Source organism: Umezawaea sp. (assembly GCF_036375055.1).
In the GTDB taxonomy this organism is placed as follows: Bacteria; Actinomycetota; Actinomycetes; order Mycobacteriales; family Pseudonocardiaceae; genus Umezawaea.
In genome coordinates, this window is the sequence record NZ_DASUSQ010000161.1 from 16,436 (window position 1) to 37,104 (window position 20,669).

Sequence of the window (20,669 nt, forward strand, 5' to 3'; positions counted from 1 at the left end):
TCCGCGGGCGGGCGCTCGGGCGTCACGTGCCCTGCCGGTTGCGCGGGTTGTCGTCCGCGGCCGGGTTCTGCACGACCGGTCGCGCGCGCCGCACCAGGAGCTGCCGCAGGTGCCTGGCGTGCCTGCGGCTCACCGGCAGCACCGCGCCGCCGATGTTGACGCTCAGGTGCCCCTCCTCCAGCCGCAGCTCGTCGACGTGGCCCAGCGACACCAGGTGGCTGCGGTGGATCCGCACGAACCCGGCCGACCGCCAGCGCTCCTCCAGCCCGTTCAGCGCGGCCCTGACCAGACCGCTGCCGGTGGCCGTGTGCAGGCGCGCGTAGTCGCCGTGCGCCTCGACGTAGCGGATGTCGGCGAGCCGGATGAACCGGGTGATCCCGCCCAGCTCGACCGGGATCACCTCCTCGCCCACCTCGGGCTGCGGCGGCGGGGGCGGCTGCGGCTGCGGTTCGGCGACGGACTTCACGTCCAGCACCTCGTGCACGATCCGGTGAACCGACTCCGCCAGCCGCTCCGCGCGCACCGGCTTGAGCAGGTAGTCCAGCGCCTTCAGCTCGAACGCCTCGACGGCCGGTTCCTGGTGGGCGGTGACGAACACGATGGGCGGCGGCTGCGCGAACCGCGACAGCACCCGCGCCAGGTCGAGCCCGTCCAGGCCCGGCATCCGGATGTCCAGGAACACCGCGTCCACGGGTTGTCCGGCGTCCATCGCGCGGTGCAGCCCGCGCAGCGCCGTCGTCGCGTCGGTGACGCCCTCGACGTGCGCGATGCGCGGGTCCGAACGCAGGAGGTACACCAGGTCTTCGAGCGCGGGCGGTTCGTCGTCGACCGCGAGCACGCGCAACGTCCGTTCGAGAGCGCCTCGGCGCTCGGGCCCCTCGCAGAGGGGACAGGGCAGGCCTGCGGTCATGTCCGATCGAGTCCAATGCTGTGAACGGCCGATCTCCACGGCGACGGGGGATTAGACCATCAGTAGGTCATCGTCGCCCGTCGAGGGGTCGGGAGCAAGGGCACCCCCACCTCGGTCCACGCGCGGACGGACCGATCGGTTCGCCGGTGGTCCTCAGCCCGCGATGCGGCGGGCCCGGTGGTCGGCGACCCTCGGGTGGGCGGCCAGCGCGTCCCCGAGCGTGATCTCCAGCTCGACGAACGACTCCTCGGCGCGGCGGGCGGCGACGATCACCGACGACGCGGCGGCCGGACCGACGAGGCGGCGCGTGGGGTCCTGCAACGACTCGAGCACGTCGGACCACTGGTTCGACAACTTCGCCAAACCCTCCAGCGCCGCCACCAGTTCGCCCGTTGTCGTAGGTGGTTTTGCGGCTATCCGGGCGAGGCGGTCACCCAGTGCTTCCAGGTCGGCGTTCATCGTCACCCCCAATGCGCGTGTCGTGTACCCGGAGATATTGCTCCAGGCTGGCGAAACGGTCAACAAGGTCTCAATTGGTCCGCGTTTTCACAGGTCAACACGTAGAAGGAATGGTACCGGGAAGTTCTATTCTCAACCATTCCTTCGATCCAGTGAGCTGTGTCACCGGCAATCCGGCAACCATTTCACAGGTGTGGACCTCGAATAATCCGGAGCAGGCCGGACCCGTCATGTCCAAGGCCGTCCCAGCAGTGGTCTAGTGCCTCTGCGTATTCGTGCGCGCACGGAAGTGCACCCCGCGGAACCGGGATGCGCTCGAACGGACCCGTGGCGGCGCTCACTCGCCGTCGCCGGCCGGTGGGGCCCCTCCTCGCGGCGCGGCGGTCCCCGTGCCGCGGCCCCGGTCGGCGCGGCCGGTCGACCTCGGTCTCGACGCCGTCGGTGCCGCTCAGCCCCGTGTCCACACCCCAGCGGGGCAGGCGCCGCGGTGCGCCGGTGATCACCCGATCGGCCGAGCGCCACCTCCCCCGTGGAACGGTGCGGCGGCGGAGACGGGTGCGGTTGCTCCAGTCGGACGTGCCACGTACGACGTGTCAGACGGGAGGGGCGAAACGTTACAGCGCGCCCACCTCGGTGATGCGGATGGAGGCGGTCCCGGTCTCGTCGGACTCCTCCAGGTCCACCTCCGCCGAAATGCCCCAGTCGTGGTCGCCCGCGGGGTCGTCGAAGATCTGACGCACGTCCCAGCGCCCCGGTTCCTCGGTGATGATCAGCAGTGCGGGCCCGCGCGCGTCGGACCCGGTGCCGATCGAGTCGAACGCCTCGAAGTACGGCTCGATCGCGTCCTCCCACGCGTCCTGGTCCCAGCCGGACTCGCCGTCGAGCAGGCCCAGCTCGTAGTAGTTGCGGCGCGCGGCCAGCTCCACGCGGCGGAACAGCGCGTTGCGCACCAGCACCCGGAACGCGCGGACGTTGCGCGTGACGGCAGGCGGCCGGTCGTCGACCCTGACCTCGGGCTTCGCGTCGTCGAGCGGGTTGGTGAGCTTCTCCCACTCCTCCAGGAGGCTGGAGTCGACCTGGCGGACGAGTTCGCCCAGCCACTCGATGAGGTCGTTCAGCTCCTCGGTCTTGGCCTCCTCGGGCACGGTGTGGCGCAGCGCCTTGTAGGCGTCGGCCAGGTACCGCAGCACGATGCCCTCCGAGCGCGCCAGCTGGTAGAAGCTGACGTACTCGGTGAACGTCATGGCCCGCTCGTACATGTCGCGGACCACGGACTTCGGCGACAGGTGGTGGTCGGCGACCCACGGGTGGCCGCCGCGGTAGGTGGTGAACGCGCCCTCCAGCAGCTCCTCCAGCGGCTTCGGGTACGTGACCTGGTCCAGCAGCTCCATCCGCTGGTCGTACTCGATGCCGTCGGCCTTCATCGCCGCCACGGCCTCGCCGCGCGCCTTGAACTGCTGCGCGGACAGGATCTGGCGCGGGTCGTCCAACGTGGACTCGATGATGGACAGCGCGTCCAGCGGGTAGCTCGGCTCGTCGCGGTTCAGCAGCTCGATGGCGGCCAGCGCGAACGGCGACAGCGCCTGGTTCAGCGCGAAGTTCTCCTGGAGGTCGACCGTCAGCCGGTAGCGGCGGCCCTCGGCGTCCGGCTCGTCCAGCTTCTCCACCACGCCGGACTGGAGCAGCCCGCGGAAGATGGAGAGCGCGCGCAGGATGTGCCTGAGCTGCGCCTTGCGCGACTCGTGGTTGTCCTCCAGGAGGTGCCGCATCCCGGCGAAGGCGTCGCCGGGGCGGTTGATCACGTTGAGGATCATGGCGTGGCTGACGGCGAACGTCGACGTCAGCTGCTCGGGCTCGGCCGCGACCAGCCGGTCGAACGTCTTGTCGCTCCACGACACGAAGCCCTCCGGGGCCTTCGTGCGCACGACCCGCTTGAGCTTCTTCGGGTCGTCACCGGCCTTCGCGACCCGCTTCGCGTTCTCCACCTCGTGGTCGGGCGCCTGCACGACCACGGTCCCCACCACGTCGTAGCCCGCCCGGCCCGCGCGGCCCGCGATCTGGTGGAACTCGCGGGCCTTGAGGATGCGGGTGCGCGTGCCGTCGTACTTGCTCAGCGCGGTGAACAGCACCGTGCGGATCGGGACGTTGATGCCGACGCCGAGGGTGTCCGTGCCGCAGATGACCTTCAGCAGACCGGCCTGCGCGAGCTGCTCCACGAGCCTGCGGTACTTCGGCAGCATCCCCGCGTGGTGCACGCCGATGCCGTGCCGCACGATCCGCGACAGCGTCTTGCCGAAGCCCGAGGTGAACCGGAAGCCGCCGATCATCGCGGCGATCGCGTCCTTCTCGGCGCGCGTCGACACGTTCACGCTCATCAGCGCCTGCGCGCGCTCCAGCGCGGACGCCTGGGTGAAGTGCACGACGTAGATCGGCGCCTCCCGGCCGTGCAGCAGCTCCTCGATCGTCTCGTGCAGCGGCGTCGTCACGTACTGGAAGTTCAGCGGCACGGGCCGGTCGGCCGACCGCACGACCGCCGTGGCCCGCTCGGTGCGCCTGCTCAGGTCCTTCTCGAAGAACGAGACGTCGCCGAGCGTCGCGGACATCAGCAGGAACTGCGCCTTGGGCAGCTCGATCAGCGGCACCTGCCACGCCCAGCCGCGCTCGGGCTCGGAGTAGAAGTGGAACTCGTCCATGACGACCTGGCCGACCTCGGCCTCCGCGCCGTCGCGCAGGGCGATGTTCGCCAGGATCTCGGCCGTGCAGCAGATGATCGGCGCGGTGTCGTTGACGCTCGCGTCACCGGTCAGCATCCCGACGTTCTCCGGGCCGAACGTGTCGCACAGCGCGAAGAACTTCTCCGACACCAGCGCCTTGATCGGCGCGGTGTAGAAGGTGCGCTTGCCCTCCGCGAGCGCGGCGAAGTGCGCGCCGATCGCGACCAGGCTCTTCCCGGACCCCGTGGGGGTGCTGAGGATGACGTTCGAGCCGGAGACCAGCTCGATCAGCGCCTCCTGCTGCGCCGGGTAGAGCTGGAGCCCCCGTTCCGCCGCCCAGGAGGCGAACGTGTCGAAGAGCAGGTCGGGGTCGGGGGTGGCCGGAAGCCGATCGGTGAGAGTCATCGCAGGTCGGATCATAGGTGAGAGGCCGTCACCCGGTGGCGGCCACCGCCGCCGGAAACGTGTGGGATTCTCGGGTGTGACCGATCGCCACCTGGACGACCTGCGTCGGACGGCGCGAGCGGCCCTGCCCGATCCGGCGGGGTACCGGGATGAGCTGGGCGGGCCGAAGGTCGACCTCGTCGAGCTGCTGGCGGCCGGGCGCGGGCTCGTGCTGGTGGGGGAGCCCGGCGCGGGGAAGACCACGGCGCTGCACCGCCTCGCCGCGGACCTGCTCGACGACCCAGGGGGGCCGGTCCCGATCGTGCTGTCGCTGTCCGCGGGGAGCTGGCAGGTCGAGCCGCACCGGCTCAGCGGCCTGCGCTGGGCGAGCGCGCAGGACGTCGTGCCCGCCGACCAGTGGGACACCGAGGCCCTGGAACGCGCGCAGCGCCTGTCCGTGGCGAAGCTGGAACAGGTCGACCACGCCGTGGACACCGCCGTCGACTGGCTGGCCACCGACGTGGCCCGGCTGTACGAGGTGCCCGCGCGGCGGGTGGCGGAGTGGCTGCGCCGGAGGACGAGCCCGGTCTTGCTGCTGCTCGACGGGCTCGACGAGATCCGCCACGCCGACGACCGCCGCCGCTGCGTCGAGGCGCTGACCCTGCTCACGAGGCGGCTCGCCACCGGCATCGTCGTCTGCGCCCGCGAGGACCCCGGCGGGCTGGGCGCGGTGGTGGAGATCCCGCCGCTGAGCGCCGAGACCGTCGACACCCACCTCGCCGCCGCCGGTCTGACCGCGCTGCGGGAGGCGTGCCTGCGCGACGAGGAGCTGGTGGGGCTGCTGGCCACGCCGCTGGCGCTGACCCTGGCCGTGGACGGCTACCGCGACCGGCCCGTCACCGGCACCGAGGTCGAGCTGCTGAAGGCCGGTGGGCTCGACCGGCTGTGGGAGGTGGGCCTCGCGCCGGGGGCCGAGGCGCTGCGCGGGCTGGCCGGGCTGATGGAGCGGGGCGACCGGGACGTGTTCACCGTCGAGTCGCTGAGCCTCGCGTGGGTGCGGCGCGCCGGTCTGCGGCCCGTCCGTTCCCCCGCCGCGTGGGTCTGCGCCGCGCTGGCGCTGGTCGCGTCGGCCGGGCTCGTCGCGTTCACCGCCCGTGCCACGGACCTCGGCTTCGCGGCGCTGTGCGCCGTCGTCCTGGCGGGCTCGGCCACGGCGCAGGTCCACACCGCCCGCAACGCCACCGACCGCCGCGCGTCCCGGCTCGACCTCGGCGACTTCGTGGCCACGCGGTGGACGCTGGACTGGCGCGCGGGCCTCACGGCCCTGACCACGTGCGCGCTGACGGGCCTGGTCCTCGGCGCGTCGGTCGGCATGTTCGGCGGTGCCGCCGGTCTCGCGCTCGGTCTGCTGCCGGGCGTGGCCGCCGGTCTCGCGGTCGGTGTGCTGAGCCTGCCGAACCGGACCGCCGCCCGGCCGCGCCCCACCGCGGCGCGCTGGACCCTCGCCGTCCGGCTGGTCGCGGGGGTGCTCGGCCTCGCGCCCGCGGTGGCGCTCTCGTTCGCCGTGCTGCCGTTCGACCGGCTGTTCGCGCCGCTGGTGCACCACCTGATGCTCGCCGCGACGGCGGGCGCGTGGCTCGCGGCGTTCGCCGTGTCCCTGCACGGCTGGTGGAGCCACCGCGTCGCGGTGAAGACCGTGACCCGCGCGGGTCTCCTGCCCGCCGACCTGGACGCGTTCGTGGCGTCGGGCGTGCTGCGGGAGGTGCCGGACGGCTACGCGTTCGCCCACCGCACGCTGCGCACGCACCTCGGTACTTTACCTTCCGGATGGTAAAGTTGGGCCGGTGAACGCGCGACAACGGATCCTGGACGGTGCTCTCGACCTGCTGCGCGCCGAGGGCGGCGGGAACCTCACCCTGGACGCGGCGGCGAAGCAGGTGGGGCTGACCAAGCCGGGGCTGATGTACCACTTCCCGACCAAGGAAGCGCTGATGGTCGCCGTGGTCCACCACGTGGCCGACCGGTGGGAGCGGATGCTCCAGCACGCGCTGGGCCTGCCGAGGGCGGACGCCACGCCGCGGCAGCGCATCCGCGCCTACGTCGAGGTCGCGGTGACCGGCGAGCTGGACCGCGCCGACTTCGCCATCTGCGCCGAGGCGTTCTACCAGGACACCCTCGGCCAGGTCTGGAGCAGCCGCTTCGAACCCTGGGTGACCCTGCCGGAGGACCTGCCCGAAGCCGAGCGGGGCAGGCTGAACGGCGCGCGCCTGCTGGCCGACGGGTACTGGATGGCCGCCGCCACGGGCGTCCTGCCCGTGCCGGACCGCGACCGGGCCGCCCTGCTGGCCGTCGTGGACGGGCTGGTGACCCCGTGAGGAAGTGGCTGCTCCTGGTGTCGGCGATCCTGCTGGAGGTCAGCGGCACCCTGGCGCTGCGGGCCGCCCTCGACCACGCGGCCTGGTACGCCGTGGTGGCGGTCGGGTACGCGGGCGCGTTCGGCGCGCTCACGTTCGTGCTGCGCGCAGGCCTCGGTCTCGGCGTCGCCTACGGCATCTGGGCCGCGTCGGGGGTCGCGCTGACCGCCGTGCTCGCGTCGGCCCTGTTCGGCGACCCGCTGACCGCGACGATGGGACTGGGCATCGCGCTGGTCATCGGCGGTGTGCTCTGCGTCGAGCTGGGCTCCCAGGCCGCGCACGCCCGCGCCGGGGTGAACGGGTCGTGAGCTGGGTGTACCTGGCGCTCGCGATCGTCACCGAGGTCGCGGCCACCCTGTCGCTGCGCATGGCGTCGCAGGGCCGCTCCCTCTGGTACGTCCCGGTGGGCGGCGGTTACCTCGTCGCGTTCACCATGCTCGCCCTCGCCCTCGCCGAGGGCATCCCGGTCGGTGTCGCCTACGGCATCTGGGCCGCGGTCGGCGTGGCGCTGACCGCCGTCGCGTCGCGGGTGCTGTTCAAGGAGCCGCTGACGAGGGTGATGGGGCTGGGCATCGTGCTGATCATCGCGGGCGTGCTGCTCATCGAACTGGGCGGCGCCCACTAGTCCAGGCGGAAGCCGTAGGGCAGCTCCAGCCGGTGCGCCGCCAGCAGCGCGGTGTCGGCGAGGATCTCGCGGGTCGGGCCGTCGGCCACGACCACGCCCTCGTCGATCACGACGCTGCGGGTGCAGAGCTGGAGCGCGTACGGCAGGTCGTGCGTGACCATCAGCATCGTGCGGTCCAGCCCGAGCAGCACCTCCGCCAGCTCGCGGCGGGCCACCGGTTCGAGGTTCGCCGACGGCTCGTCGAGCACCAGGATCTCCGGGTCGCACGCGAGCACGGTCGCGAGCGCGACGCGGCGGCGCTGGCCGCCGGACAGGTGCAGCGGCGACCGGTCGGCGAAGTCGCCCATGCCGACCGCGTCCAGCGCCCGGCGCACCCGCTCGTCCAGCTCGGCCCCGCGCAGCCCGAAGTTCGCCGGGCCGAACGCCACGTCCTGGCGGGCCGTCGGCATGAACAGCTGGTCGTCGGGGTCCTGGAACACCACGCCCACGCGGCGGCGGATCTCCTTGAGGTTCGCCCTGTCCACCGGCAGGCCCGCGACCTCGATCCGGCCCGACCCGCCGCTGATCACGCCGTTGAGGTGCATGACGAGCGTGGTCTTGCCCGCGCCGTTCGGCCCGAGCAGCGCGACCCGCTCACCCCGCCGCACCCGCAGGTTGACGCCGAACAGCGCCTGGTGGCCGTCCGGGTACGCGTACGCCAGGTGCTCCACCAGCAGCGCGGGCGTCGTGGACTCGACCACTCGGACGGGCTGGGGACTGCTCGACCCGCTCATCTCCGGCATCGTGCCAGTCCAGCCGCGCGACACCATCGCCAGGTGCACGCGCTCGCCGCGCTCGTAGGAGCGGATGAACAGGCTGCCGATGCCGCGCGCGGTCGCGCCGACCTGCCAGAGGAACCTCGGGTCGTGGCCGCGGGAGATGCGCGCGATCCGCATCCGCTGGGCCTCCCCGACGATCACCTCGCCGTAGCGCAGCATCAGCGTCGCGATGGTGATCAGCACCGACGGCGTGCGCAGCCGCTGCAAGCCCAGCAGCAGGTCGTGCGGCGCGGTCGTCGCGGCCAGCGTCAGCGACACCAGCACGCCGAGCGTGCCCTTCGCCAGGATGTTCCACCCGGCCAGCGCGCCCTCCACCGACACCGCCACCCCGAGGAGGTCCACGCGCCTGCCGTGGCCCACCAGCGGCAGCAGCACCGCGAGCACCACGAACGGCAGCTCGATCAGCGCGCGCGAGGCGAACCAGCTCACCGGGACCCGCGCGACCTGCCACACCGCCACGATCGCGAGCAGGTAGACGCCGAACGCCCAGAACGCCTCGCGCGGCGTCGCCACCACGCACAGCACGGCCACGAAAGCGCCGACGATCTTGAGCTGCGGCGCCAGCCGGTGCACCGGCGAATCGCCCGCCCGGTGCAGGACCCCGTGCCCGGCGCCCACTACTTCTCTTGCGGGGTGCGCTTGCGCAGCAACCAGAACAGCCCGCCCGCGAGCACGAGCGTCACGACCACGCCGAGGATGCCCGCCACACCGGTGAAACGGTCGTCACCACCCACCGCGTAGTCCGCGAACAGTGAACCGCTCAGCGGGCTCTCCTCCGCGTGCTCCGCGATGCCGTGCACCTCGGTCACGTGGTCGAGCCCGTCGGGGTTGGAGTTCGCGAAGTACGACACCACCCCGGCCAGCAGGAGCGAGACGACCGCGAACCCGACGAAGAACCGCTTCACGCCCTCAGCTCCAACTTCTGCTCTGTCCCGCGCAGCAGGTACACCAGGTCCGGCCGCACCGCGGTCACGGCCGACACGGTCGCCGCGGTGATCAGGCCCTCGCCGATGCCGATCAGCACGTGCACGCCGAGGACCGCGCCCGCGACCGTGCCGAACGCCACGCCGCCCTGGCCGCCGATCGCGTACTCCAGCACGAACCCGCCGGACGCGACCACGGTGTTCACCAGCGCGGACACGAACGCCACCGCGGCGATCCCCGCCCTGCCCCGTCGGGCGAACCGGCGCAGCGACACGGCGACGAGGTACCCGACGGCGGTGCCGATCAGCGCCATGTTGGTGACGTTCGCGCCGAGCGCGGTCACGCCGCCGTCGGCGAACAGGAGGGCTTGCAGCACCAGCACGATCGTCACGCACAGCGCGCCGACCCACGGTCCGACCAGGATCGCCGCCAGCGCGCCACCGAGGAGGTGGCCGCTGACACCCGGCAGCACCGGGAAGTTCAGCATCTGCGTGGCGAACACGAACGCCGCCACCAGACCCGCCATGGGCGCGGTCCGGTCGTCCAGGTCGCCGCGCGCCTTCGCCAGCGCCACCCCGACGCCGACGACCGCGACCACGACGAACAGGAGCGAGGTCGGCGCGTTCAGCAGGCCGTCGCTCATGTGCATTGCGATGGTTTCGGACACCAGGTCACGGTAGTTGCCACATACCGGTTGTGGCCATAGCAGTGCAACAACCGGTGTCGGACGTTCACCACACCGCCTGCGACGCCCTTTCCGCCTGTCAGGCGGTCACAGCGCGGCCTGGACCGCCGCGGGCGCCTCCAGCGCCTCCAGCTCCGCCCGCGCGCGCTTCGGGCCGACCACCCGCATGCCCGCCCGCGCGCAGCGGCGCACGACGTCCGGCTGCTCCCGCAGCAGTCGCAGTCCTCGTCGCGCGAGCACCGGGACGGGTTTGCGGGCCTCGGCCACGTCCCGCACGAACCGCCGCGCGAACGTCACCAACGCGTTGGGGGACAACACGATCGCGTCCACGAGCACCCCGGCGGCCCGGCACTCCTCGACGAGCCGGTCGGCGAACAGGCCCTCGGCGATGAACGCGGGCGCGTCCCCCAGCACCACGGCGTGGCACCCGGTCCGGCGGCTCTCGCTGAGCGAGTACGTCGGCGCCTCCACCCGGCCGGTCCGCGCCAGTTCGACCACCGCGGCGACTGCGGCGGCGGTGTCCCACGAGTCGGGCGCGTCCCAGTCCGCCAGCCCCGTGGCGTCACGGGGGAGCAGCGGATCGTCGTCGTCGCGGTAGAAGTCGTCCAACCGCAACACCGGCCAACCGAGGTGTGCGGCGAGGTGGGACTTGCCCGAGCCCGAGGGGCCCGCGAGCAGCACGGCGCGCGCGTGAACGGGGGATGACGGCACGGGGCACCATTCTGGCACAACGAGGGGCGGTCCGGGTGCGGTGACCTCGGCGGACGGCCCTACGCCTCGGAGGCGTCGAGCCTGCGGAGGCAGACCTCCGCCGGGAACCTGCGCAGGTCGACCCTCGCGAAGGCCGCCCGCTCGACCTCCAGGGTGAGCAGGGACGCGCCCCCCGCGCGACCCTCGACGCGCACGGCCGCCAGGTGCTCGTCGGCGTCGAACAGGTCCCGCGCGACCAGCAGGACCACCTGGCCGACCAGCGACCGGTACAGCTCGGCCACCTCCCGCTCGGACCTGGCCACCCGCACCTCCCGGTCGGACGCGGGATCGTAGGTGAAGGACCGCGCGGTCGGGACGACGTCGCGCGGCGGCAGTTCCACCCGAACGGCCGCCGTCTCGGCCTCCGGGGTGAACACCGCTTCCGCCCGCCTGGGGAACCCCGACGGCAGCGGGACGGCCGCCAGCACCAGCCCGAGGTGCCGCTCGACGGCCTCCGGATCGCGGCGGGCCAGCTTCCGGCCGAACTCGTCGAGGCCCCGGTTGTGGTCGGCGGCGGCCTTCTCGACCCGCTTCCTCTCCTCCTCGTGCCGCTCGCGGAGCTCCGCGACCCGACGCACCCGCTCGGCCTCCTCCTCGTCGTGGCGCCGGACCGCCTCGTCGAACGCGGCCCTCGCCGCCGCCAGCCCCCGGTGGTGCCGCGCGCGGCCGAACAGCCTGCCCAGCGCCCCCTGACCCGCCGGTTCGAACTCCCGCCAGGTCGGCGCGCGGCGCGGTTCGGCGAGGTCACCCAGGTCGAGCGGGGGGATCCACGCCCGCTTGCGCAGCAGGCGGAGGTCGACGCGGGCGGGCCTGGCGACGCCCGTCGCGAGGATGGACCGCAGTTCGGCCACGCGGTTCACGACGTCGGCGGTCTTGCCCACCGCGGTCATCTCCCGGCCCGCCAGGTACCGCTCCCGCTCGCTCGCCACCAGTCAGCCCTCCAACGGCCCCGCCGGGGCGTGGGAGCCAACGCCCCGCGCCCGAGCCGTCTCCGGCACCGGCCGGGACCCAATACTATCCGCGTCCGGGCGAACACCCACCGTGCGACTTCGCGTCCTGCCGGACCTCCCCGGTAGGTTCGAACACGTGAACGAAGGGCTGTTCGACGAGGGCTTGTTCGGCGCCACCCCCGAGGAGCGGGAGGCGCGGATCGCGGCGAACGCCCCGCTGGCGGTGCGGATGAGGCCCGCGTCGCTGGACGAGGTCGTCGGGCAGGACCACCTGCTCGGGCCCGGCGCTCCGCTGCGGCGGCTGGTCGAGGGTGCCGCGCCCGCGTCGGTGATGCTCTACGGGCCCCCCGGCACCGGCAAGACGACGCTCGCCACCCTCGTGTCGCGGGCCACCGGGCGGCGGTTCTCCGCGCTGTCCGCCCTGTCCGCGGGCGTCAAGGAGGTGCGGACGGTGATCGACGAGGCGCGCAAGCGGCTCGTGCGGTCGGGGGAGCAGACCGTCCTGTTCATCGACGAGGTGCACCGGTTCTCCAAGACCCAGCAGGACGCGCTGCTGGGAGCCGTGGAGGACCGGATCGTGCTGCTGGTGGCCGCCACCACGGAGAACCCGTACTTCTCCGTCGTCTCCCCGCTGCTGTCGCGGTCGCTGGTGCTCCAGCTGAAGCCCCTCACCGACGACGCCGTGCGCGAACTGGTGCGCCGGGCCGTCGCCGACGAGCGCGGCCTCGGGGGCCGGGTGTCGGTCGCGCCGGACGCCGAGGACCACCTGGTGCGGCTCGCGGGCGGCGACGCGCGGCGGGCGCTCACGGCGCTGGAGGCCGCGGCGGACTCCGCCCTCCAGGAGCAGGACGGCGTGCTCGACCTGCCGCTGCTGGAGGCGACGGTCGACCGCGCGGCGGTGCGCTACGACCGCGACGGCGACCAGCACTACGACGTGACGAGCGCGTTCATCAAGTCGCTGCGCGGGTCGGACGTGGACGCGACGCTGCACTACCTGGCGCGGATGATCGAGGCGGGCGAGGACCCGAGGTTCATCGCGCGGCGGCTGGTGATCCACGCCAGCGAGGACATCGGCATGGCCGACCCGATGGCGCTCCTGGTCGCGACGGCCGCCCAGTCGGCGGTGCAGACGATCGGCCTGCCGGAGTGCGCGCTGAACCTCGCGCAGGCCGCCATCCACCTCGCCACGGCCCCGAAGTCGAACGCCGTGACCACCGCGATCGGCGCGGCGGTGGCCGACGTGCGCGCGGGCGCGACGGGCGCGGTCCCTGCCCACCTGCGGGACGGCCACTACGCGGGAGCGGCGAAGCTCGGCAACGCTCAGGGCTACCGGTACCCGCACGACGTGGCCGGGGGCGTGCTCACCCAGCAGTACCCGCCGGACGACCTGGTGGGCCGCGACTACTACGAGCCGACCCAGCGCGGTGCCGAGCGCGTGCTGGCCGAGCGCCTGCCGAAGCTGCGCAGGGTCGTGCGCGGCGAGGAGTGAAAATCGGGTGACCGCGGTGGCGGGAGCCGGCACCGTGGCGCCGTGAACCCCGCACCCCGCAACGGCCACGCCTACCTCGACTTCAACTCCCCGATGTCGGACGCGCGCGCCTACGGCCTGATCACCACCCTGCAACCGCTGGCGGGCAGGACGGTCGTCGACTTCGGCTGCGGCTGGGCCGAGCTGCTGCTGCGCGTCCTGGAGACCGAGCCGACCGCGCGCGGGCTCGGCGTGGACGAGGACGACTCGGGGGTGCGCCGGGGCAGGGCCAACGCGGAGAAGCGCGGCCTCCAGGAGCACGTGCGGCTCGACCTGGCGAACGTGACCACCTGGGAGGCGCCGCCCGCGGACGTCGCCATCTCCATCGGGGCCAGCCACGCCTGGGGCGACACGCGCAAGACCCTCGAAGCCATGCGGGAGCGGATCAGGCCCGGTGGGACGCTGCTGCTGGGCGACGCCTTCTGGGAGAGGCCGCCCACCGCCGACGTCCTGGCCCGCCTCGACGCGACGCCGGAGGACTACGGCTCGCTCGCGGAGCTGGTCGACCTCGCCATGGCCACCGGGTACCGCCTCCTGTCGCTCGCCACCGCCAACCTCGACGAGTGGGACAGCTTCGAGTCGCGCTGGTGCGCCGGTCGCGAGCGCTGGCTGCTGGAGAACCCCGACCACCCCGAGGCCGCCGAGGTCCGCTCGGTCGTCGACGCGCACCGCGACAACTGGCTGCACGGCTACCGCGGCCACCTCGGCTTCGCCTACCTCACGCTGGCACGTCGGTGACCGTCCTCCTGGAGACCGACCGCCTGGTGCTGCGGCGGTTCACCGAGTCCGATGTGGACAACCTGGTCCGGCTCGACGGCGACCCCGAGGTGATGCGCTTCATCACCGGCGGGCGGCCGACCTCGCGCGCCGACGTGGAGCGGGACCACCTGCCCGCGTACCTGGACCACCACGAGCGGTTCGAGGGGTTCGGCTTCTTCGCCGTCGAGGACGGGACCGGCGGCTTCCTCGGCTGGGTCCACTTCCGGGGGCGGCCGGACGACCCGCCAGGCCAGGTCGAGCTGGGCTACCGGCTGGTGAGGTCCGCGTGGGGGCGCGGGTACGCCACCGAGGCCTCGAAGGCGTTGGTGGACAAGGGGTTCGCCGAGTTGGGCGTGCAACGGGTGTACGCCGAGACCATGGTGGTCAACACCGGGTCGCGCCGGGTGATGGAGAAGTGCGGGCTCGAACGGGTCCGGATCTTCCACCAGGACTGGCCGGACGTGATCGAGGGCGGCGAGCACGGCGACGTCGAGTACGCGATCACCAGGGCGCGCTGGGAGGCCCAGCGGTCGGCGGGCAGCGGCTGACGCGGGTCCCACGCCGTCCCGGTCGCGACGCCCGCGGGCGGTGGCGGACAACGCTTCCGGCACCACCCGGTCGGCCTGCGCGGCGGTGGTGCCTCGACCGGATCGCCCGCGGCCCGACGCGGGTGCCCGGCCGGTGCGAGGTGCCGCCGTCGAACGGCGCCCCCACGACGTCCGCGTAGGCGTGGCTCGCCGGGTCGTCGAGGTCGCACCGGTCGACGCCGAGGAACGTGGCGTCCGGACCGCGGAGCGCCGTGCTCTCCCCCTAACGGGAGTGGATCATCAACAGGGCCACCTTGCCCGGCAGCAGGACCTCGCCGACCGGCTCGAACCCGCCCGCGTGGAACGACGCGATGGCGCGCTTGTTGCGCACGTCCGGCTCCATCAGCACGCGGGTGCAGCGGGGGTCGGCCTCGAACAGCGCCTCGGTCAGGACCGGCAGCACGGACCGGACCAGGCCGCGGTCGGTCAGCGCCAGGTCGCCGACGGCGACGTGCACGCCGATGTCGTGCGGCGCCGCGCGGTAGCAGCGGGCCACCTGGTCGCGGGCCGCCCGGTAGATCTCCAGGTACATCATCGGCGTCCCGTCGCGCCCGACCAGGCACGGCAGCGAGTGCACGCCCGCCAGCTGCGCCCGCAGCTCCCGCTCCCACAGCTCCCGCGACCACGCCTGCTGCCAGAACGCCGCGACGTGCGGCGACTGCATCCACCGGTGCACCAGTTCGAGGTCGAACGTGTCCGGGTCGACGGCGCGGGCGGTCCACCCAGCGGTCAGGTCGGGCAGCGGGGGAGCGGGCACGCCGACCAGGTCGGCGTCCTCCGGCGGACGGTTCGCACCGGGCCTCGACACGGCCCGGTAGTCGTCCAGGTTGGTCACCGGCCGCACCGGTCCTCCAGTCCGCTGTAACGATCACTTCACTGCCGGTGACCACGCTAGTCGGAGCAACGGCGATCCAATCGGGTCCATTCGGGGGACGCACGCTAACCTTGGGGCCCTTCCACACCGTGAATTCCCCCAGGAGGATCCGTGTCGCCAGGGCAGATCGCCGCGCTGGTAGCAGCAGGCGCTTTCGTGCTGCTCGTGCTGCTGCTGGCGATTCCGTTGATCAAGCTCGGTAGGACGTTGGACGAGGCGACGATCGCGATCCGCAAGGCGCACGAGAACACCGACCCGCTGTTCACCGAGGCCAACCAGACGTTGACCCACGTGAACACGCAGTTGGAGCGCGTCGACGGCATCACCGCGAACGCCCGAGCGGTCACCGGGAACGTCTCCGCGCTCACCTCGCTCTTCACCGCCACCCTCGGCGGACCGCTGGTCAAGGCAGCAGCGCTGTCGTACGGCGTCAGCAAGGCGGTCCGCGCGCGCCGCAAGGCCGCCGAGACCCCCAACAAGCACGCCCGCCGCAGGCCGCGTGGAGGCAAGCGATGAGCCGCCTCTTCTGGTTCGCCGCGGGCGCCGCGGCAGGCGTGTTCGCCGTCCGCAAGGTCGGCCAGGTGACCCACCAGGTCACCCCGCAGGGCATCGGCGAGAACGTCGGCAACGGGCTCCGCGAACTGGCCGGTGCGCTGGGCTCCTTCGGGGCCGAGGTGCGCGCGGGCATGGCCGAGCGCGAGGACGAGCTGAAGGAGAGCGTCGAGCGCCAGACCGGGTACACCCCCGGCCGGTACTCGACCGAGCCCGCCCGTCGCGGCTCCGGCGCGCGAGCGCGTCGGGCGGACGGCTGAGCCACCCCGCCGTCCGCCTTCCTCGCGCCCTCCGACCGCACCACCCCTGAAGGACACCGCCGTGCAGACCCACGAGATCATCAAGCGCTTCCGCGACCACTTCGAGCGCGCGGGCCACACCGTCGTGCCCAGCGCCTCGCTGCTGCTGGACGACCCCAACCTGCTGTTCGTCAACGCGGGCATGGTGCCGTTCAAGCCGTACTTCCTCGGCGAGGCCCCCGCGCCGTACAAGCGGGCCACCAGCGTCCAGAAGTGCGTGCGCACCGGTGACATCGAAGAGGTCGGCAAGACGACCCGGCACCTGACGTTCTTCCAGATGGCGGGCAACTTCTCGTTCGGCGACTACTTCAAGGAAGACGCCATCCGGCTGGCCTGGGAGCTGATCACCAAGTCCCAGTCCGACGGCGGCTACGGCTTCGACCCCGAGCGCCTGTGGGCGACGGTCTACCACGACGACGACGAGGCGTTCGACCTCTGGCAGAAGGTCGCGGGCCTGCCGCCGGAGCGCATCCAGCGCCGCGGCATCGAGGACAACTACTGGTCGATGGGCGTTCCCGGCCCGTGCGGCCCGTGCTCGGAGATCTACTACGACCGCGGTCCCGAGTTCGGCCAGGAGGGTGGCCCCGTCGTTGACGAGGACCGCTACCTGGAGATCTGGAACCTGGTCTTCATGCAGAACGAGCGCGGACCGGGTGGCGCGAAGAAGGACTACCCGATCCTCGGTGAGCTGCCTGCGAAGAACATCGACACCGGCATGGGCGTCGAGCGGGTCGCGTTCCTGCTCCAGGGCGTGGACAACGTCTACGAGACCGACCTGGTGCGCGCGGTCATCAGCAAGGCCGAGGAGCTGTCCGGTCGCGAGTACGGCGCCGACAAGGTCGACGACGTCCGCTTCCGCGTCATCGCGGACCACGCCCGCAGCAGCGTCCTGCTGGTCGGCGACGGCGTCACCCCCGGCAACGAGGCCCGCGGCTACGTCCTGCGCCGCCTGCTGCGCCGCATCGTCCGCTCCTCGCGCCTGCTGGGCGTGACCGAGCCGGTGCTGCCGGTCTTCGCCGAGGTCGTCCGCGACACCATGGGCCAGGCCTACCCCGAGCTGGTCGAGAACTTCGTCCGCATCCAGCAGATCATGCGCGCCGAGGAGGACACCTTCCTCCAGACGCTCGCCGCCGGGTCGCGGATCTTCGAGAACGCCGCCGACGCGATCAAGGCCGACGGCCGCGCGACGCTGCCGGGCGACAAGGCGTTCCAGCTGCACGACACGTACGGCTTCCCGATCGACCTGACCCTGGAGATGGCGTCCGAGGCGGGCCTCACGGTCGACGAGGACGGCTTCCGCAAGCTGATGGCCGAGCAGCGCGCCCGCGCCAAGGCCGACGCGGCGGGCAAGAAGACCGGCCACGGCGACCAGACGGTCTACCGCGAGCTGCTCGACCTCGGCGCGACCGAGTTCGTCGGCTACACCGACCTCGCCGCCGAGGCGACCGTGCGCGGCATCGTCCGCGAGGGCGCTCGGGTCGGGTCCGCCCGCGAGGGCGACATCGTCGAGGTCGTGCTCGACCGCACGCCCCTGTACGCCGAGTCCGGCGGCCAGGAGAGCGACGCGGGCGTGATCGTGTCCGACGGCGCCGAGCTGGAGGTCGTCGACGTCCAGAAGGTCGCCCGCAAGCTGTGGGTGCACCAGGTGCGCGTGGTCAGCGGCGAGATCGCCGAGGGCCAGCACGTCGAGGCGCGCGTGGACCCCGAGTGGCGCACGGGGGCCCGGCAGGGCCACTCGGGCACGCACGTCGTGCACGCCGCCCTGCGGCAGGTGCTCGGCCCGTCCGCGTTGCAGAGCGGCTCGTACAACAAGCCCGGCTACCTGCGGCTCGACTTCGCGTGGACCGGCGGTCTGTCCGAGGAGACCCGCAGCGAGATCGAGGAGGTCTCGAACCTCGCGGTCCGCAAGGACCTCCCGGTCCAGGTGGTCTACACCGACATGAACGGCGCCCAGGAGCTCGGCGCGGTCGCCCTGTTCGGCGAGACCTACGACGAGACCGTCCGGGTCGTGGAGATCGGCGGCCCGTGGTCGCGCGAGCTCTGCGGTGGCACGCACGTCGAGCACTCGTCCCAGATCGGCCCGATCACGCTGCTCGGCGAGTCGTCCGTCGGCTCCGGCGTGCGCCGCATCGAGGCCTACGTGGGCATCGAGGCGTTCCGCTACCTGGCCCAGGAGCGGGCGCTGGTGCAGAACGTCGCCGGCCTGCTCAAGGTGCCGAACGCCGAGGTCCCCGGCCGCGTCGAGGCGCTGGTGGAGCGCCTGCGCGCGGCCGAGAAGGAGCTGGAGCGCCTGCGCGGCGCCCAGCTGCTCTCCTCCGCCGGTCAGCTCGCCGACAGCGCCCTGGACGTCCGGGGCGTGGCCCTGGTCGCTCTCGCGCTGCCTGAGGGCACCTCAGGGGCCGACCTGCGCACGCTGGGCTCCGAGGTGCGCAACCGCCTCGGCTCCAGGGCGGGCGTCGTGGCGCTGTTCGCGCCGGACGGTCCCAAGGCCAGCTTCGTCGTGGCGACCACCGCCGCGGCCCGTGACCTGGGCCTGGCCGCAGGCAAGCTCGTGCCCTCGTTCGCGCCCGCCCTCGGTGGCCGCGGCGGCGGCAAGCCCGACCTGGCGCAGGGCGGCGGCACCGACCCGTCCGGCATCCCGGCCGCCATCACGGCGCTGCGCGCCGAACTCGATCGCGCGGTCGAATCCCGTTGACCAGCCCCGATCGACCCGGCGTCGACGACCCCGGCCGTGGCAGGCGGCTCGCCGTCGACGTCGGGTCCGTTCGGGTGGGGGTCGCGATCAGCGATCCCACTCCCTTCCTCGCCACCCCACTCGCTACGCTGGTGCGTGACGAAAAGGGCGGCGGGGACCTGACGGAACTCGCCGGCCTCGTCGTCGAGCACGACGTGGTCGAGGTCGTGGTCGGCCTGCCAAGGACGCTGGCCGGACGGCACGGACCGGCGGCCGAGACGGCGTCCGCGTACGCTGCGGCTCTGGCCGAACGGATCGCACCGGTCCCGGTGCGGCTCACCGACGAACGGTTGACGACGGTCGTCGCGAGTCGTGTACTGGCGCAGAGCGGTGTGCGGGGCAAGAAGCAACGTGCCGTTGTGGACCAGGCGGCTGCGGTGGAGATCCTGCAGTCCTGGCTCGACGCACGCGCGCGATTCGTGGCCCGGTCCGCCCAGGAGGATCGAGCCCCCGGAGCGAAGGACAGCACGTGAGCGACGACCTCGGGTTGTTCACCGAACCTGACGTGCACTCGGAAGACCAGCAGCGCCGCCCGAGAGGCAAGGCGGCGGCGGCCGCCCGGCGCGCCAAGGTCAGGCGCAAGCGCACGGTCCTGTGGACCGTCGTGGCACTGGTGCTCGCCCTCGGCGGTGTGGGCGCCTACTACGGCTACCAGACGCTGATGGGCATCGGCTCGTACGAGGACTTCGAGGGCACGGGCGAGACCGACGTCGTGATCGAGGTCAAGGACGGCGACCCGGTCACCGCCATCGCGGCGACGCTGAAGGACCAGGGCGTCACGGCGAGTTCCCGCGCCTTCACCGAGGCGGGCAAGACCGATGCCCGCCTGACCGGCATCCAACCGGGCTTCTACCTGATGAAGACCAAGATGTCCGGCTCGGCCGCGGTCGCCCGCATGCTCGACAAGAGCACGAAGATCACGCCGCTGGAGGTCAAGGGCGGCAACGTGCTGCACGACATCGCCGGTGGTGACGGCAAGGTCACCAAGGGCATCCTCTCGATGCTCTCCGAGGCGAGCTGCCTCGAACTGGACGGCGTGAAGAAGTGCGTCACCCCCGAGGAGCTGCGCACGGCCGCGGAGACCGCCGACCCGGTCGCCCTCGGCGTGCCGGACTGGGCGCTGCCCGACGTGAACAGCGCCGAGAAGGCGCACCGCCTCGAAGGCCTCATCGCTCCCGGCCTCTACCAGCTCAAACCCGGTGCCACCGCCGTGGAGCTGCTGAACAGCGTCATCACGACGTCCGTGACGCGGCTCCAGAGCTACGGCGTCGTCGCGGGCGGCAAGGAGACCGGCTACCGGCCGTACGACATCCTGAAGATCGCCTCCCTGGTGGAGAAGGAGGGCCTCACCAAGGACTTCGGCAAGGTGTCGCGGGTCATCTACAACCGCCTGGCCATCAACAAGATCCTGGAGTTCGACTCGACGGTCAACTACAAGTTGGACAAGCCGAACATCAGGACCAGCGACTCGGACCGCGAAGCCGCGGGCCCGTACAACACCTACTCCTCCGAGTCGGAGGGGCTGACGCCGACGCCCATCGGCTCGCCCAGTCGGGAAGCCGTCGAGGCCGCCATCAACCCCGAGCCGGGCAAGTGGTTGTTCTTCGTGAAGTGCCAGAAGGACGGCACGTCCTGCTTCAACGAAACCTTCCCGGAGCACGAGAAGACCGTCGCCAAGGCGATCCAGGAAGGCGTCTTCTAAG

22 protein-coding genes and 1 pseudogene are annotated in these 20,669 nt (G+C 72.4%); 12 read left to right on the top strand and 11 right to left on the bottom strand.

All coding sequences use genetic code 11. From position 1 onward, the window contains the following. Positions 1–22: 22 nt before the first annotated feature. The 3 genes from VFZ92_RS38185 to VFZ92_RS38195 form a co-directional block, all read right to left on the bottom strand. The gene (locus VFZ92_RS38185; protein WP_330882207.1) at positions 23–910 is read right to left on the bottom strand and encodes a LytTR family DNA-binding domain-containing protein; all 888 of its coding nucleotides are present in this window, start codon (positions 908–910) and stop codon (positions 23–25) included. Between the two features lie 153 nt (positions 911–1,063). Beyond that, positions 1,064–1,369, bottom strand: a complete 306-nt coding sequence (locus VFZ92_RS38190) for a hypothetical protein (protein WP_330882210.1) — start codon at positions 1,367–1,369, stop codon at positions 1,064–1,066. A 614-nt stretch (positions 1,370–1,983) separates the two neighbouring features. Beyond that, positions 1,984–4,488, bottom strand: a complete 2,505-nt coding sequence (locus VFZ92_RS38195; protein WP_330882212.1) for a DEAD/DEAH box helicase — start codon at positions 4,486–4,488, stop codon at positions 1,984–1,986. A gap of 76 nt (positions 4,489–4,564) precedes the next feature. Here VFZ92_RS38195 and VFZ92_RS38200 point away from each other — a divergent pair, with 76 nt between their 5' ends. Genes VFZ92_RS38200 through VFZ92_RS38215 form a run of 4 tightly spaced genes read left to right on the top strand, consistent with a single transcriptional unit; the run spans position 4,565 to position 7,506 of the window. Then, entirely contained in the window at positions 4,565–6,301 is a 1,737-nt protein-coding gene (locus tag VFZ92_RS38200) for an NACHT domain-containing protein (protein WP_330882214.1), read from the top strand. Between the two features lie 10 nt (positions 6,302–6,311). Then, entirely contained in the window at positions 6,312–6,842 is a 531-nt protein-coding gene (locus tag VFZ92_RS38205; RefSeq protein ID WP_330882215.1) for a TetR/AcrR family transcriptional regulator, read from the top strand. Beyond that, on the top strand, positions 6,839–7,189 hold the full coding sequence (locus VFZ92_RS38210) for a DMT family transporter (RefSeq protein ID WP_330882217.1): 351 nt from the start codon (positions 6,839–6,841) through the stop codon (positions 7,187–7,189). Before VFZ92_RS38205 ends, VFZ92_RS38210 begins: the two co-directional genes overlap by 4 nt. Then, positions 7,186–7,506: a multidrug efflux SMR transporter gene (locus VFZ92_RS38215; protein WP_330882219.1), complete on the top strand. Its 321-nt coding sequence runs from the start codon at positions 7,186–7,188 to the stop codon at positions 7,504–7,506. Before VFZ92_RS38210 ends, VFZ92_RS38215 begins: the two co-directional genes overlap by 4 nt. Here VFZ92_RS38215 and VFZ92_RS38220 read toward each other — a convergent pair. From VFZ92_RS38220 to VFZ92_RS38245, 6 genes and pseudogenes are all read right to left on the bottom strand, one after another. Next, positions 7,503–8,279 (bottom strand): energy-coupling factor ABC transporter ATP-binding protein, encoded by a 777-nt coding sequence (locus VFZ92_RS38220; protein WP_330882313.1) that lies wholly within the window; start codon positions 8,277–8,279, stop codon positions 7,503–7,505. The genes VFZ92_RS38215 and VFZ92_RS38220 overlap by 4 nt on opposite strands. Before the next feature lie 21 nt (positions 8,280–8,300). Next, a pseudogene (gene cbiQ, locus VFZ92_RS38225) lies at positions 8,301–8,942 on the bottom strand (cobalt ECF transporter T component CbiQ); the annotation flags it as partial. Then, complete coding sequence (locus VFZ92_RS38230; RefSeq protein WP_330882221.1) at positions 8,942–9,229, bottom strand: PDGLE domain-containing protein; 288 nt, start codon at positions 9,227–9,229, stop codon at positions 8,942–8,944. The pseudogene cbiQ and the gene VFZ92_RS38230, both read right to left, overlap by 1 nt. Next, a complete protein-coding gene (locus VFZ92_RS38235) occupies positions 9,226–9,915 on the bottom strand; it encodes an energy-coupling factor ABC transporter permease (protein WP_330882223.1) in 690 nt (229 codons plus the stop codon). The genes VFZ92_RS38230 and VFZ92_RS38235 overlap by 4 nt, the downstream gene beginning before the upstream one ends. Before the next feature lie 105 nt (positions 9,916–10,020). Then, the gene (locus VFZ92_RS38240; RefSeq protein WP_330882225.1) at positions 10,021–10,644 is read right to left on the bottom strand and encodes a uridine kinase; all 624 of its coding nucleotides are present in this window, start codon (positions 10,642–10,644) and stop codon (positions 10,021–10,023) included. 59 nt (positions 10,645–10,703) lie between these two features. Then, positions 10,704–11,612, bottom strand: a complete 909-nt coding sequence (locus VFZ92_RS38245; RefSeq protein ID WP_330882230.1) for a hypothetical protein — start codon at positions 11,610–11,612, stop codon at positions 10,704–10,706. A 184-nt stretch (positions 11,613–11,796) separates the two neighbouring features. Between VFZ92_RS38245 and VFZ92_RS38250 the strand changes: the two genes are divergently transcribed. From VFZ92_RS38250 to VFZ92_RS38260, 3 genes are read left to right on the top strand one after another with little or no spacing between them, the layout of a single operon-like run. Then, positions 11,797–13,122, top strand: a complete 1,326-nt coding sequence (locus VFZ92_RS38250) for a replication-associated recombination protein A (protein WP_330882315.1) — start codon at positions 11,797–11,799, stop codon at positions 13,120–13,122. Between the two features lie 42 nt (positions 13,123–13,164). Next, positions 13,165–13,899 carry an SAM-dependent methyltransferase gene (locus tag VFZ92_RS38255; RefSeq protein ID WP_330882232.1) on the top strand — a complete coding sequence of 245 codons (735 nt, stop codon included), beginning with the start codon at positions 13,165–13,167 and terminating at the stop codon, positions 13,897–13,899. Continuing rightward, positions 13,896–14,468, top strand: coding sequence for a GNAT family N-acetyltransferase (locus VFZ92_RS38260; protein WP_330882234.1), 573 nt, complete (start codon positions 13,896–13,898; stop codon positions 14,466–14,468). The genes VFZ92_RS38255 and VFZ92_RS38260 overlap by 4 nt, the downstream gene beginning before the upstream one ends. Here the strand turns inward: VFZ92_RS38260 and VFZ92_RS38265 are convergent. Both VFZ92_RS38265 and VFZ92_RS38270 read right to left on the bottom strand, forming a co-directional pair. Continuing rightward, positions 14,422–14,634, bottom strand: a complete 213-nt coding sequence (locus tag VFZ92_RS38265) for an arginase family protein (protein ID WP_330882236.1) — start codon at positions 14,632–14,634, stop codon at positions 14,422–14,424. The genes VFZ92_RS38260 and VFZ92_RS38265 overlap by 47 nt on opposite strands. A gap of 96 nt (positions 14,635–14,730) precedes the next feature. Then, a complete protein-coding gene (locus VFZ92_RS38270; RefSeq protein WP_330882238.1) occupies positions 14,731–15,342 on the bottom strand; it encodes a GNAT family N-acetyltransferase in 612 nt (203 codons plus the stop codon). Between the two features lie 150 nt (positions 15,343–15,492). On the opposite strand from VFZ92_RS38270, the gene VFZ92_RS38275 reads away from it, so the two are divergent. The 5 genes from VFZ92_RS38275 (at position 15,493) to mltG (ending at position 20,668) form a co-directional block, all read left to right on the top strand. Then, complete coding sequence (locus tag VFZ92_RS38275) at positions 15,493–15,897, top strand: DUF948 domain-containing protein (protein WP_330882240.1); 405 nt, start codon at positions 15,493–15,495, stop codon at positions 15,895–15,897. Continuing rightward, positions 15,894–16,193, top strand: coding sequence for a hypothetical protein (locus tag VFZ92_RS38280; protein ID WP_330882242.1), 300 nt, complete (start codon positions 15,894–15,896; stop codon positions 16,191–16,193). Before VFZ92_RS38275 ends, VFZ92_RS38280 begins: the two co-directional genes overlap by 4 nt. Before the next feature lie 61 nt (positions 16,194–16,254). Then, a complete protein-coding gene (alaS, locus tag VFZ92_RS38285; RefSeq protein WP_330882244.1) occupies positions 16,255–18,927 on the top strand; it encodes an alanine--tRNA ligase in 2,673 nt (890 codons plus the stop codon). After that, a complete protein-coding gene (gene ruvX / locus VFZ92_RS38290) occupies positions 18,924–19,439 on the top strand; it encodes a Holliday junction resolvase RuvX (RefSeq protein ID WP_330882246.1) in 516 nt (171 codons plus the stop codon). The genes alaS and ruvX overlap by 4 nt, the downstream gene beginning before the upstream one ends. Beyond that, on the top strand, positions 19,436–20,668 hold the full coding sequence (mltG, locus tag VFZ92_RS38295) for an endolytic transglycosylase MltG (protein WP_330882248.1): 1,233 nt from the start codon (positions 19,436–19,438) through the stop codon (positions 20,666–20,668). Before ruvX ends, mltG begins: the two co-directional genes overlap by 4 nt. Position 20,669: the final 1 nt, after the last annotated feature.